Below are 12707 nucleotides of genomic sequence, written 5' to 3'. Positions count from 1 at the left end.
CGTGGCCCCAGCTCACAGCGCAGTGATCGACGAGTTGCGGGCCCTCCCCCAGCGGTCGTGGGGTCAGACCGCTCTCCTGAGCTGTCTCGAACGTCTCGGTTCGGGCGGCCCGACTTCCGCGGAGGAGGTCACCATCGTCGACGCGTGGGCGTTCGACGACGGCTTCTGCGTCGTGTACGGATCACCGTGGGGTCCCACCGTGGGGCTGCGTGTCACGGCAGACGGCGAGCAGTACGACGGTGCTTACACCGACGATCCGACAGCGGAGGAGTTCGGGGCGGACATCGCCGACTTCAGCATCGGCGAGCCGCTAGGGCGCTTCGCCGACCGACTCGTCTTCGACGCCGGCGGTGTGGGCTGGTGGGGCGATCCGCCCTTTCCGCGGGAACAACGCTGAACTCCATGCCTCTCAGTACCACGTGCCGCCCTCCTCTTCGGCGAGTTCAGCCCGGTAGTCGAAGAGTGTCCACATCTCGTCGTTGAACCTGCGCCCAGCGCGTAGCGGCAGGTGTGTCGTCCACCAGCTTTCGCCGCGCGCGACCGGCATCGGAGTGAGCAGCCGCCGGAATTGCTCATCCAAGTCATCGACCTGGCGCGCGAACTTAATCCCCCCGAGACACTGGTCGCCCCGGCGGCCAAGCCACACCCTAGCCGCCCGGCGAATTCCTAATCAATTCTCATGGAACTGTATGGACCATCGTGGGACGCCCCCAGTGGGGGCCTTGACCGGAGGGGGACGTTATCCCGCCGTGGAGAAGTCCCTACAGACAACGCGTTCACCCGCGGGGCGTCGCTCGCGGAGCTCGCACTAACATCACAGTGAGGACAACGGTCACCAGAACGCTGTAGAGCCAGCTTCCGACGACCGCGAGCAGCACGAGCCAGCGCTGGGGCGACGGCGTCACCGCGACGGCCCAGATGGCGGCGCCGAGGAAGGCGGACATGACCAAGGTTGCCGACCACCGCGCGGTCAGCCGCCAGGCCATCCCCCACGTGCTCACCGGCCGCGCGGGCATCGTGACACCCACCAGCCATCCGCCAGGCTGCACGAGGCCCGGTGCTCGGCTCTCTTTCACGGGCTGACCGCCAGGCGCCGTCCCGTCAGTAGGCGCGCGACCGTGCGGTCCCATCGTTGCCGCCGGGCCGGGTAGCTCACACGCCACAATCTACACCGGAGCACGCGGCGACCGCTCAGCGGGTGGGCCAGTGCCAGGTGGGACGGTCGAGGAGGCCCTCCTGGCCGCGCACGAGCGTCTCCCCGAGCTGCTTCTGCAGCTCGATATGACGCAGGTCGTCGGCGACAGCGCGGTCGGCCGCCGAGTGCTGGATCGCATCCTGCAGCTCGTGCGAATGCGTCACGACCACGAGCTGCGCGTTGGCCGACGCGGCGACGATCAGGGAGCCGAGCGCGGGGAGCAGGTCGGGGTGCAGGCTCGTCTCGGGCTCGTTGACGACGAGCAGCTGCGGCGGACGCGGCGACAATAGCGCGGCCGCCCAGAGCAGGAAGCGCAGCGTGCCGTCCGACAGCTCTGCACCCGCGAGCGAACGGAGCAGGCCGGGCTGCCGGACGGCCACCGAGAACTGGGCGCCGTCAACCACGATCTCGACCCGGCTGCCGGGGAAGGCCGCATCCACCGCCGCATCGAAGGGGTCGCCCCCGCCCGACTCCCGGATGGTCTGGATGGCCGCGGCCACGTCCGTCCCGTCGGCGGCGAGCACCGGCGTGCGGGTTCCGAGTTGCGGAAGCCGAGCGGGAGCGGCGGTGTCGGTGCGGAAGTGGTCGTAGAAGCGCCACGCGCGCAGGTTCTCGCGCACTCTCAGCACCTCGGGGGCGCGAACAGGATCCACGACCTCGGTGAGGATGCTCTCGAACGTGCGCAGGGACTTGCCCAGCTCCGTCCAGTCGCCCTCGTCACCGCGGACGCGGACATGGCCGCCGCGTCGCTCGGCCGCCAGACTCGACGGTCGAGGAGCCGGGCCCGTCCACACGGTCTCCAGCTTCAGCTCGGGATCGCGGCCGAACGCGGTGTCCGTGCTCGGCTGCGGTAGCCCGAGGTCGAGAGCGTAGCCGAGTCCCATGCCGCCGTCGTCGAGCTGAACGCCCAGCCGCAGCGCGACCGGATCACGACGGACCGTTCCCTGAACGGGCGCGTCGCCCTGGAGCATCGCCCGCCCGAGCCGCTCCGGACCGGCCCACAGGGTGGAGTCGAGTCCGCCCTCGCGCGCGACCGCGACGACCACCGCATCCCGCCCGCAGGCCGCCAGCAGCCGCAGCGCCCGGTAGAGCGACGACTTGCCCGCCCCGTTCGCACCGGTCACCACGGTCAGGCGCCCGAGCAGGATGACGAGGTCGCGCAGCGAGCGGTAGCCGGAGACGGCGACGGTGGAGATCACTCCCGGATCGTATCGGGGGCCGCCGACGCGCCACACGCACCTGCGCTGAGGGCGTCACGCGACCCCAGTGACCCGCGTCCGCTCCAGCACGTAGCCGACGGCGACCGCCCCGGCGATGCACAGCATCACCGGGACGAGGAGGTCGGGACCCTGGCCGGTGAACTCCATCGTCAGCAACAGGCCGGTCACCGGGGCGCGCATCGTGACGGCGAGGAAGGCGGCGGCGGCGATCAGCGCGAAGGCCGGCAGCTCGGCGCCCGGCCAGAGGAGGTTCCACGCGGCGCCGCCCGCCAGCCCCAGTCCGGCGCCGATGGCCAGAGACGGGGTCAGCGTGCCGCCCGCCGCCCCCGCCCCGATGGTGCCGACGGTCGCCGCCGCCTTGACGACGGTGGTGAGCAGGATGAGCAGCACCGGCAGCGCCGCCGCGAACGCGAGCTGGCCGAGCGCACGCCCGTTGCCGAGGATCGCGGGCAGCCAGAGCGCCGCCACCCCGACCGCGACGAACGTCAGCGGCATCACGATGAGGATGCCCCACGAGCGCGGGCGGTGAGCCTGCGCGAAGCGCGCGGCACGCACGAAACCGACCGCCGCGCATCCGATCAGCGGCCCGGCGAGCACGGACCAGACCACGATCGTCGGGCTCAGGTGCAGCTCGGGAAGGACGTACAGCGGGTTCGCCGGCACCCAGATGCGCGCGACGAGCGCGGCGATCGCCGAGGCCGCGAAGGCGGGCAGCACGGTGGCGAAGCTGATCTCGGCCAACAGGATCTCGACGGCGAAGACCGCGCCGCCGAAAGGGACGTTGTAGACGGCCGCGAGCCCCGCCCCGGCACCGCACGCGACAAGGATGCGCCGCTCGCGCGCCGAGAGTCCCGCCCGCTCGGCGAGCCATCCCGCCCAGAGCGCTCCGACCTCCCGCGGCGCGACCTCCCGGCCGATGGAGGCGCCGAGGCCGACGATGATCACCTGCAGCCCCGCGTTCAGGAGCGTCACGACCGGCGGCATCATGCGGCCGTTCACCGACTGCTCCACGGAGACCACGGCGTGGGCCGGCGACCGCTGCCCCCAGCGGCGGAGGGCCCACCAGCCGACGGCGCCCACGACTCCGGCGACGGCGAGCGCCACGACGCGGTTGACCGGGGGCGCGTTCAGCAGCCCCTCGAAGAAGTCGCCCTCGGAGTAGCCGAAGACGAGATGCTGGAGGGCGTGCAGGCCCAGGGAGACGAGACCGCCGCCGATGCCCGCCCCGACGCCGACCAGCGCCGTGACGACGACGAGCCGGACGATCCAGCGCGGCGTCGCGGAACCGGTCGCGGATCGGGCGGGAGGCACGGCACCCAGCGTATCCGGACCGCTTCGCAGGCAGCGACCCGCGGGAATCGTGCAACGAACTGTTCACCCGGCGGCTCTAGCGTTACGAATGTGACCCTCTCGCGCCAGAGCGGACCCGACGTCGAGGCGGACGTGGACGCGGCCGTCCTCCCCGCCCCGCGCCCCGCGCAGCCCCGGCTGCTGGCACGGGCCGCTCGACTCTGGCCGGGAGCGGCCGCTCTCACGCTGGGGTGCGTCGCGGCCGTCGCGATGCTCGCCATCGCGGCGGGTTCCGAGTTCCCCCTCTTCTCCGAGGCGTCCGCCGAGCGCGGCCGCGACTGCACGGCCGTCCGGAGCGCGCGGCACGCCCTCGACGCCGCGCTGGATGCGCACGTCGCGGCGCTCGGCGCGCATCCTGTGGAAGCCGGCACGGCCATCCAGGAGGCGGTGACGTCGTTCCGCGCGGCCACCAGCGACATCGCGACGGATGCGGTGGCGCGTGCCCTCGCCCCGGTGGACCGCAGCCTGGACGGCCTGCAGGGCGCCGTCGACGGGGAGGCCTTCGCCGACGACCCGCGGGGGGCGCTCGCCGACGCGAATGCGGCGGTGGCGGAGCTGCGATCGGGCTGGTCCGGGCCGCTCGCGCGCGTCTGCCAGTGAACGCGACCGCCGGCGAGAACCCCGACAGCCCCCGAGAACCCCGAGGGCCGGCGGGTCAGCCGGCGACCAGCGCCCCCACGGTGAGCAGCGTCACGGAGTCCTTCGTGCACGCGGTCACGTTCGCATCCTTCACGAACAGCGACTCGGTCGAGCCCGGCGGGTACACGCGGAAGCCGTCCGCCTGCTTCGGCTGGCAGTCGGCCTCGGGGTAGTTCAGCGCCTGAGTGATGCGCAGCGGCGCCTGAGCGGTCCCGCCCGGCTGCAGCACCACGGTGGGATGCGGCGTGCTGCGGTCGAACTCGGCCGCGGCTCCGAGCTGCGTACCGTTCCCATCCCCGACGAACGACACGCCCGGCCAGCCCTGCAGCGAGCATTCGCCGGAGCCGTTGTTGGTGAGCACGAGCGTCACCTCCACGCTTCCCGCCGCCCCTCCGCCGCCCCGCCCGATGGTCCCCGACAGGTCGCCGGTGTCGCACTGGCCGTCGATGGGCGTCGCGGTCGTGGTCGCGGTGGAGGTCGGACGCGGTGTCGTCGTCGTGGAGGCGGAGGGCGATCCGGTCGGCGACGGGCTCGGCGTGGCGCATCCCGCCAAGGCGAGAGCGAAGGTGACGGCGACGGCGCTCGCGGAGGCGGCGCGGAGGGTCCTGTTCCCGGTCATGAGCCCATCCAAGCGGTGCGCAGCGCGAGAACCGGCGGGACCCGCCGATAGCCGCCGACGGAATGCACCCGACGGCTTCGGAGGGGCGTGCTGGCAGGATGGACGCATGAAAGCGATCGGCTCCTGGCTCGCACGATGGTGGACGATCGGGGTGCCGGCGATCGGCGTCGTGGTCCTCGTGGCGTTCTGGGCGGTGGAGCTGAACGGTGTCGCCGTCGCGATCATCGCCGTCGTCCTGGCCGGGACGGTGCTGGCCGCCGTGCAGCACGCGGAGGTGGTGGCTCACAGGGTCGGGGAGCCGTTCGGATCGCTGGTGCTCGCCGTCGCCGTGACGATCATCGAGGTGGCGCTGATCGTGACGCTGATGACCACCGGCAAGGACTCGCCGGAGCTCGCCCGCGACACGGTCTTCTCCGCCGTGATGATCACCATGAACGGCATCGTCGGGCTGTCCCTGCTGCTGAGCGCGTCCCGTCGCGAATCCACGGCGTTCAACGCGCAGGGCAGCGGAGCCGCGCTGGCGACCGTGACCGCTCTCGCCACCCTGACGCTGGTGCTGCCGAGCTTCACGTCGACGCCCGGTCCGGTGTTCTCCGGGCCGCAGCTGGTGTTCGCGGCGATCGCCTCTCTCGCCCTCTACGGGATGTTCGTCTTCACCCAGACGGTGGCGCACCGCGACTTCTTCCTTCCGGTCGGCAGCAAGGGCCAGCCGTTGACCGAGGACGACCACGCCGAGGCGCCCTCGAAGCGCACGGCGCTGATCAGCCTGGGGCTGCTGCTGGTTTCCCTGGTCGCCGTCGTGGGGCTGGCCAAGCTGGAGTCGACGCCGATCGAGCGGGCGGTGACCGCGATCGGGCTGCCCCAGTCGTTCGTCGGTGTCGTCATCGCGCTGCTCGTGCTGCTGCCGGAGGGCATCGCGGCGGCCAAGGCGGCCTCCCTCAACCGCACGCAGACCAGCCTCAACCTCGCGCTCGGGTCGGCCATGGCGAGCATCGGGCTCACGATCCCGGCGATCGCGGTCGCGTCGATCTGGCTGCCCGGCGCCCTGCACCTCGGGCTCGGGTCGAGTCAGATCGTGCTGCTGGTGCTGACGGTGCTCGTCAGCATCCTCACCATCGTGCAGGGACGCGCGGTGCGACTGCAGGGCGGCATCCACCTGGTGCTGTTCGCGGCGTTCATCTTCCTGTCGATCGCGCCGTAGCGCGGCGGCCCACATTCGTGCCGAATGTGCGGGGAGTCAGGCGGCGGTCGCGGCGTCGAAGAGCTGGGCGGCGGCGAGGCGCGCGGCGTCGGGCGTTCCGCCGCGCATGGCGGCGCTCGCGGACGCCCCGTCGAACAGCAGGGTCAGCTGGATGGCGAGGGTGCGGGGGTCAGCGGCTCCGGCCTCCGCGGCCTGACGCTCGAAGTAGGCGGTCAGCCTGTCCTTGAACCCGCGGGCGACGACCGCGGCGGGATGCTCGCGGTCGCGCAGCTCGGTCGCCACGTTGACGAAGGGGCAGCCGTAGAAGTCGCTCGCCTGCGCAGCCGCCTGGAGGGCGTCGAAGACGTGCAGCACCCGATCCCGCTGGTCCCCCTCCGCATCGGACTCGAAGTACCCCGCGACGACGCTCGGCCCGTACTCCTCGAGCATCGTGGCGACGATCGCATCCTTGCCGTCGAAGTGCTGGTAGATCGAGCGCTTGGAGACCTGGGCCTCCTGCGCGAGCCGGTCCACGCCGACCGCGTTGACGCCCTCGCGCACGAACAGGCGCGCAGCGGCGGCCAGCACGCGTTCCCGCGGCTTGGGCCGGGGGGAAACGGTGGCTGTGGACATGCCTCGATCCTAATCGGGCGCTTGCAGAATGTAAACCGATCTGTGTACATTGCAGGTACACAGATCGGTTTACTTTCGGAAGGACCCTCTCATGACCGACATCACCGGCCGCGTCGCCCTCGTCACCGGCGCCAATCGCGGACTCGGCGCCGCCTTCGTCGCGGCGCTCCTGGAGCGCGGCGCGACGAAGGTCTACGCCGCCGCACGCCGACCCGAGACCATCTCCGCCGACGACCCGCGCGTCGTCCCCCTCGCCCTCGACGTGACGGACGCTGACAGCATCCGGCGGGCGGCCGAGATCGCGACGGACGTCACGATCCTCGTCAACAACGCGGGCATCGCCGTCAACGAGTCGCTCGTCACCGGAGACCTCGCCGAGATCCACCGCGAGTTCGACACCAACTTCTGGGGACCGGTGCTCGTCACGCGGGCGTTCGCCCCCATCCTCGAGGCGAACGGCGGAGGCGCCATCGTGAACATGCATTCGGCGCTCAGCTGGCTCGCCTTCGGCTCCTACAGCGCCACGAAGGCGGCGCTCTGGTCGGCCAGCAACTCGGCACGCGTGGAGCTCGCTCCCGCGGGTATCCAGGTCGTCGGCGTCCACGTCGGATACGTCGACACCGACATGGCGGCGGACGCGGAGGGAGTGAAGGTCCCGCCGCGGCAGGTCGTCGACGAAGCGCTCGACACGGTGCAGGAGGGCGGCGCGGAGGCGATCGTCGGCGAGGTGGCGCAGCAGGTCAAGGCGCACCTCCACGAGGATGTGCGCGTGCTCTACCCCCAGCTGGCCAGGTAGGCCTCTCCGCCGAACCCCTCCGGACGGACGCCCCAGCTCACCGACCAGGTCTCGCCCGGCTCCAGCCAGCGCAGCCCCCGGCCCGAGTTGAGGGCGTTCGCCGGGGCGGTCATCGGCTCGATCGCGAGCGCCACTCCCCCGGGCTTGGTCGCGAACGACCGGTGCGTGAACACCTGCACATAGCGGAACGCTTCATCGGCCCAGAGCACGACACGGCGGCCGTCGTCGGCGGCGAGGACGTGCTCCACCGGCCCGTCCGGCAGGTCGGCGAAGCCGGTGTCGAGTTCCAGCTCGCTGACGCGGCGTCCGGCCGACAGGTCGAACGCCGTTCCGGCGACCGGCGCCTCGCCCGTGACGTTGCTGCGGTCGTCCGTCTCGAACCGCGTGCGCGCCGCCACGGTGACGGTCAGCTGCTCCGCCGGGACGTCCGCGATGCGGAGGTAGGGATGCGCGCCGACGGCCACCGGCGCGGCGCTCTCCCCCGCATTGCTGATCGTGTGCGTGACCTGCAGCCCCTCGGTGTGCAGCTCGTGCGTCACCGTGGTGTCGAGGAGGAACGGATACCCCGGCTCGGGGTAGACGGTCGCGGCCTGCGTGACCATCGAGTCGGAGCGATCGACCAGCTCGTACGGACGACGCCGCAGCAGGCCGTGGATGGCGTTCCGCTTCGCCGGTTCGGTCAGGTCGAGCTGCCGCGCCTCCCCGCCGAGCTCCCACCGGCCGTCGGCGACGCGGTTGGGCCAGGGCACCAGGACGATCCCGCACGCGGAGGGCGGCTGCTCCCCGACCGGATACGGCTCGGTGAGGTCGGATTCCGCGAAGCGGAGCGAGCGGATGCCCGCTCCCACCTGCACGATGGTGGCGCTCAGGTCGCCGAAGTCGAGTTCGTACTGTTCACCGGTGGCGGGTCGCATGGCACAAGATTAGGCCTCAGGCGACGATCACCGGGAGCCCCGCATCCCGCAGGGCCGCCACCTCGGGCAGGGGCGCGGACTCCCCCGTGATCAGCTCGGCGACCTCGTCCACCGCGGCGATCCGGCCGAGGTGCGTGCGGCCCAGCTTGCTGCCGTCGGCGACCACGACGGCGCGCTCGGCCGATCCGACCATGACGCGCTTGAGGTCGGCCTCCGGCAGGTTGACGTTGGTGACGCCTCCGACGGGGTGGACGCCGGTGCAGCCGATGAAGGCGATGTCGGCATGGATGCGACCCAGCAGCGCGGCGGCCAGGGGCTCCACGAGCGAGTGCTGCAGCGGCCGCAGCGTTCCTCCGGTGACGACGACCTCGAACCGTGGGATCGCCCGCTCCAGCTCGAGGGCGATCGTGAGCCCGTTGGTGATCACGGTCACGTTCTCGAGGTCGTCGCGCTCGACCAGGGCGCGGGCGATCGCGGCGGTCGTCGTGCCGACATCGAGCAGCACGCTGGTGCCGGAGGCGACCATCGCGGCCGCGGCCTGAGCGATCCGGCGCTTCTCGTCGGCCGACGACTCCAGGGCCTCCTCGAAGCTCGGCTCCCGCATCCCCGCCGTCCGCAGCACGGCACCGCCGTGGACCCGCCGGATGCTCTGCTCGCGGTCGAGCGCGTCGAGGTCGCTCCGGACGGTGACGTCGGAGACCTGGAACGCCTCGCTCAGATCCGACACCCGGGCGAAGCCGGCACGCCCGATCAGCTCGAGCATCCGTTCGCGCCGGAGCGCCGCGGGGAGGGCTTCGCTCATACGCCCATGCTGGAACGCTTGCGATTGCTTGTCAATACGAAAGAAGAGACGGTATTCTCGCTTTCGCAATCGAAAGGATGGCATGGCCTCGATCACGAAGCGTCCCACCCGTCTCTCCGACGGCCGGGACCTCATCTACTACGACGACGCCGACACGACGCTCGGCGCGGAGCGCAAGCCCGACCTGCGCGAGCCGGCACCCCGTCCGGCCACCGCGACGATGCGCCAGGACCCGCTCACCGGCGAGTGGGTGTCCATCGCGGCCGCACGCCAGAACCGGGTGATGCTCCCTCCGGCCGAGCTCGACCCGCTCGCCCCGGCCACTCCGTCCAACCCGTCCGAGATCCCGGACCTCTACGACGTCGCCGTCTTCGAGAACAAGTCGCCGTCGTTCGGTCCGCTCCTCGTCGACGACAACGCCCCCGAGGGGCTCGACGACCTCGCGCGGGTGGGGCTCGGCCGCACCCGCACCTCCGTCGGCCGCTGCGAAGTCGTCTGCTTCAGCCCGGCGACCGCCGGCTCCTTCGGAAGCCTCAGCCCGTCGCGTGCGCGGACCGTCATCGAGGCCTGGGCGGACCGCACCACCGAGCTCTCCGCGCTGCCCGGTGTGCGCCAGGTGTTCCCGTTCGAGAACCGCGGAGAGGCGATCGGCGTCACGCTGCACCACCCACACGGGCAGATCTACGCCTACCCCTACATCACGCCGCGGACGACCGCCCTGATCCGCTCGCTCGACGCCTACGGGCCGACGCTGTTCCCCGACCTCCTGGAGCGCGAGCGCGCCTCCGAGCGCGTGGTGCTCGCCGGGGAGCACTGGACCGCCTACGTGCCCTTCGCCGCACGCTGGCCGATCGAGATCCACGTGCTGCCGCACCGCCACGTCGCCGACATCGCCGAGACGAACGCCGCGGAGCGGGACGAGCTGGCCACGCTCTACCTGCGTGTGCTGCGCGGGGTGGATGCGCTCTACGACACCCCCACTCCGTACATCGCCGCCTGGCACCAGGCGCCCGTCGGCGTGCGGCGGGACGAGATCCGCCTCATGCTGCAGCTGACCTCCCCCCGGCGCGGCGCGGATAAGCTGAAGTTCCTGGCCGGCTCGGAGTCGGCCATGGGCGCCTGGGTGGGCGACATCCCGCCCGAGCAGGCGGCCGCGGCTCTCCGCGACGCCGTCGCCCGCGCCGACCGCGACAACCCGGTCGGCGATCTGCCGGTCTCCGTGACCGGGCTCGTCACCGGGCCCGTCGTGGCTCCGGCGGGCACCGCATCCCCTTCCGACCGAGAGGCTGACCGATGACCGACCTGCGCACCGGCGTCCGCGACGACTTCGCCGAGGTGTTCGGCCGCGAACCCGACGGCGTGTGGTCGGCTCCCGGCCGGGTCAACCTGATCGGCGAGCACACCGACTACAACCTGGGATTCGTCCTGCCGTTCGCGATCAACCGGCGCACCGTCGCCGCGGTCGGCGCGCGCGATGACCGCATCCTCCGCGTCGGGAGCACGTTCGCGGACGAGGTGGTCGAGGTCTCCCTCGACGAGCTCGCGCCCGAGGTCCTCTCCGGCTGGTCGGCGTACCCGCTGGGCGTCGCCTGGGCCCTCGGCCAGTTCGGCGCCGACCTGGCCGCCGTGCCGGGCGTCGACATCCTGCTCGACTCCAACGTGCCCGTCGGCGCCGGCCTGTCGTCGTCCGCGGCGATCGAGGGGGCCGTCGCGGTCGCACTCAACGACCTGTGGCGGCTCGGCTTCGACCGCCGCACCCTGGCGCGTGTCGGCCAGCGGGCCGAGAACGTCGCCGTCGGCGCGCCCACCGGCATCATGGACCAGTCCGCGTCGCTCCTCGGCGAGCGCGACGCCGCCGTCTTCCTCGACTGCCGGTCGCTCGACTCCGAGGTCGTGCCCCTCGGGCTCGAGGCCGCCGGGCTCGAGATCCTCATCATCGACACCGGTGTGACGCACTCCCACGCCACCGGCGGCTACGCCGAGCGTCGCGCCTCGTGCGAAGAGGGCGCGCGCATCCTGGGCGTCGAGGCGCTCCGGGATGTGTCGGTCGGCGACCTGGACCGCGCACGCGAGCTGATGGACGACGTGACCTTCCGCCGCGTCCGCCACGTCGTCACCGAGGACCAGCGCGTGCTCGACACCGTGCGCACTCTGCGCGAGCAGGGACCTGGCGCCATCGGCGAACTGCTGGACGCCTCCCACGTCTCCATGCGCGACGACTTCGAGATCTCGGTCCCGGAGCTCGACCTGGCCGTGGAGACCGCACAGGCGAACGGCGCGATCGGCGCGCGGATGACCGGGGGCGGCTTCGGCGGCTCGGCGATCGCCCTGGTGCCGACGGATGCCCTCAGCCGCGTGCTCGTCGCGCTCGACGGCGCGTTCGCCGAGCACGGCTTCGGCCAGCCCGACCTCTTCACCGTGCAGGCGTCGGAGGGTGCGCGGCGCGAAAGCTGACCGCATCCCGGGCCGGTTCACCTCCCGGTCACCCGCGGGTGCCACACTGTGACGCGTGAGTGGACAGGGAGTGAACGATCCGGTCGTGGTCTGGCTCGACGCGGACACCGTCCAGCTGCGGCAGCCCAAGACGTCGCACTGGGAGGCGCCGTTCCTCTACCTGCTGTTCGGGCGGGAGCGGGCGCTGCTCATCGACACCGGCGCGACCGCAGACGAGGCGGTGTTCCCGCTGCGCACGACCGTCGAGGGCCTCATCGCGGAGTGGCTGCGCCGCAACCCGGCTGTGTTCGTGCGGCCGTATCCCCTGGTCGTCGCCCACTCCCACGGGCACGGCGACCACATCGCGGGCGACGCCCTCCTGCGGGACCGGCCGGGCACCACGGTCGTCGGCACCAGCCCCGCCGAGGTGATCGGGTTCTTCGGATTCCCGACCTGGCCGGACGCGACGGTCTCCTACGACCTCGGTCGCCGGGTCGTCGACGTGATCGGCGGGCCCGGGCACGAGCCGTCGGCCGTCGTCTTCTTCGACCGGCAGACGGGCATCCTGTTCACCGGGGACACCGTCCTGCCCGCCCGGCTGTACGTGCGCGACCTCGGGCAGTACCGGGCGACGATCGAGCGGCTGATCCGGTTCCGCGACGACCCGCCCGCGCCGGTGCGCGAGCTGCGCGGCGCGCACATCGAGATGTCGTCGGAGCCGGGCGTCGACTATCCGGCGGGGACGGTCGAGCAGCCGGACGAGGCTCCGCTGCCGCTGCGGCCGCGCATCCTGGACCGCGTGCTGGCCGCCCTCGGCGAGCTGCGCGGCGTGCCCGGCGAGCGCGTCGTCGCGAAGCGCTTCATCGTCGTCGTCGACCGCTGACCCCCGTCCCCCGTCCCCCCGTCCCCACTGTCCCCACCGTCGA

15 protein-coding genes are annotated in these 12707 nt (G+C 72.1%); 7 read left to right on the top strand and 8 right to left on the bottom strand.

Features of this window, described 5'->3' with window-relative positions:
* Nucleotide 1 precedes the first annotated feature (1 nt).
* Nucleotides 2-397 (top strand): hypothetical protein, encoded by a 396-nt coding sequence (locus BLW09_RS04250; protein WP_231947056.1) that lies wholly within the window; start codon nt 2-4, stop codon nt 395-397.
* A 12-nt stretch (nt 398-409) separates the two neighbouring features.
* Here the strand turns inward: BLW09_RS04250 and BLW09_RS04245 are convergent, their stop codons facing one another.
* The 4 genes from BLW09_RS04245 to BLW09_RS04230 all read right to left on the bottom strand — a co-directional run bounded on the left by BLW09_RS04245 (nt 410) and on the right by BLW09_RS04230 (nt 3726).
* On the bottom strand, nt 410-580 hold the full coding sequence (locus BLW09_RS04245; RefSeq protein ID WP_231947054.1) for a hypothetical protein: 171 nt from the start codon (nt 578-580) through the stop codon (nt 410-412).
* Between the two features lie 196 nt (nt 581-776).
* Nucleotides 777-1028 carry a hypothetical protein gene (locus BLW09_RS04240; RefSeq protein WP_231947053.1) on the bottom strand — a complete coding sequence of 84 codons (252 nt, stop codon included), beginning with the start codon at nt 1026-1028 and terminating at the stop codon, nt 777-779.
* 163 nt (nt 1029-1191) lie between these two features.
* The gene (locus BLW09_RS04235) at nt 1192-2394 is read right to left on the bottom strand and encodes an AAA family ATPase (protein WP_089908858.1); all 1203 of its coding nucleotides are present in this window, start codon (nt 2392-2394) and stop codon (nt 1192-1194) included.
* Between the two features lie 54 nt (nt 2395-2448).
* Nucleotides 2449-3726 (bottom strand): chloride channel protein, encoded by a 1278-nt coding sequence (locus BLW09_RS04230; protein WP_231947051.1) that lies wholly within the window; start codon nt 3724-3726, stop codon nt 2449-2451.
* A gap of 90 nt (nt 3727-3816) precedes the next feature.
* Between BLW09_RS04230 and BLW09_RS04225 the strand changes: the two genes are divergently transcribed.
* Entirely contained in the window at nt 3817-4365 is a 549-nt protein-coding gene (locus tag BLW09_RS04225) for a transporter (protein ID WP_231947050.1), read from the top strand.
* A gap of 55 nt (nt 4366-4420) precedes the next feature.
* Here the strand turns inward: BLW09_RS04225 and BLW09_RS04220 are convergent, their stop codons facing one another.
* The gene (locus BLW09_RS04220) at nt 4421-5023 is read right to left on the bottom strand and encodes a DUF4232 domain-containing protein (RefSeq protein WP_089908855.1); all 603 of its coding nucleotides are present in this window, start codon (nt 5021-5023) and stop codon (nt 4421-4423) included.
* A 106-nt stretch (nt 5024-5129) separates the two neighbouring features.
* Here BLW09_RS04220 and BLW09_RS04215 point away from each other — a divergent pair, with 106 nt between their 5' ends.
* Complete coding sequence (locus tag BLW09_RS04215; protein ID WP_089908853.1) at nt 5130-6224, top strand: calcium:proton antiporter; 1095 nt, start codon at nt 5130-5132, stop codon at nt 6222-6224.
* A 36-nt stretch (nt 6225-6260) separates the two neighbouring features.
* Here BLW09_RS04215 and BLW09_RS04210 read toward each other — a convergent pair whose 3' ends face one another.
* Entirely contained in the window at nt 6261-6836 is a 576-nt protein-coding gene (locus tag BLW09_RS04210; RefSeq protein ID WP_089908850.1) for a TetR/AcrR family transcriptional regulator, read from the bottom strand.
* A 91-nt stretch (nt 6837-6927) separates the two neighbouring features.
* Between BLW09_RS04210 and BLW09_RS04205 the strand changes: the two genes are divergently transcribed.
* Nucleotides 6928-7632 carry an SDR family oxidoreductase gene (locus BLW09_RS04205; protein ID WP_089908848.1) on the top strand — a complete coding sequence of 235 codons (705 nt, stop codon included), beginning with the start codon at nt 6928-6930 and terminating at the stop codon, nt 7630-7632.
* Here the strand turns inward: BLW09_RS04205 and BLW09_RS04200 are convergent.
* A complete protein-coding gene (locus tag BLW09_RS04200) occupies nt 7611-8546 on the bottom strand; it encodes an aldose 1-epimerase family protein (RefSeq protein ID WP_089908843.1) in 936 nt (311 codons plus the stop codon). The genes BLW09_RS04205 and BLW09_RS04200 overlap by 22 nt on opposite strands.
* 16 nt (nt 8547-8562) lie before the next feature.
* Complete coding sequence (locus BLW09_RS04195; RefSeq protein WP_089908841.1) at nt 8563-9348, bottom strand: DeoR/GlpR family DNA-binding transcription regulator; 786 nt, start codon at nt 9346-9348, stop codon at nt 8563-8565.
* An 82-nt stretch (nt 9349-9430) separates the two neighbouring features.
* Between BLW09_RS04195 and galT the strand changes: the two genes are divergently transcribed.
* The 3 genes from galT to BLW09_RS04180 are packed head-to-tail and all read left to right on the top strand — an operon-like array spanning nt 9431 to nt 12664.
* Nucleotides 9431-10645: a galactose-1-phosphate uridylyltransferase gene (gene galT / locus BLW09_RS04190; protein WP_089908838.1), complete on the top strand. Its 1215-nt coding sequence runs from the start codon at nt 9431-9433 to the stop codon at nt 10643-10645.
* Nucleotides 10642-11802 carry a galactokinase gene (gene galK, locus BLW09_RS04185; protein WP_089908835.1) on the top strand — a complete coding sequence of 387 codons (1161 nt, stop codon included), beginning with the start codon at nt 10642-10644 and terminating at the stop codon, nt 11800-11802. Before galT ends, galK begins: the two co-directional genes overlap by 4 nt.
* Before the next feature lie 55 nt (nt 11803-11857).
* A complete protein-coding gene (locus BLW09_RS04180; RefSeq protein WP_231947049.1) occupies nt 11858-12664 on the top strand; it encodes an MBL fold metallo-hydrolase in 807 nt (268 codons plus the stop codon).
* Nucleotides 12665-12707: the final 43 nt, after the last annotated feature.

This window comes from Leifsonia sp. 21MFCrub1.1, from assembly GCF_900107895.1.
Classification (GTDB): Bacteria; Actinomycetota; Actinomycetes; order Actinomycetales; family Microbacteriaceae; genus Leifsonia; species Leifsonia soli.
Note: the sequence above shows the minus strand (reverse complement) of the source record. Positions and strands in the feature narration are given on the sequence as shown.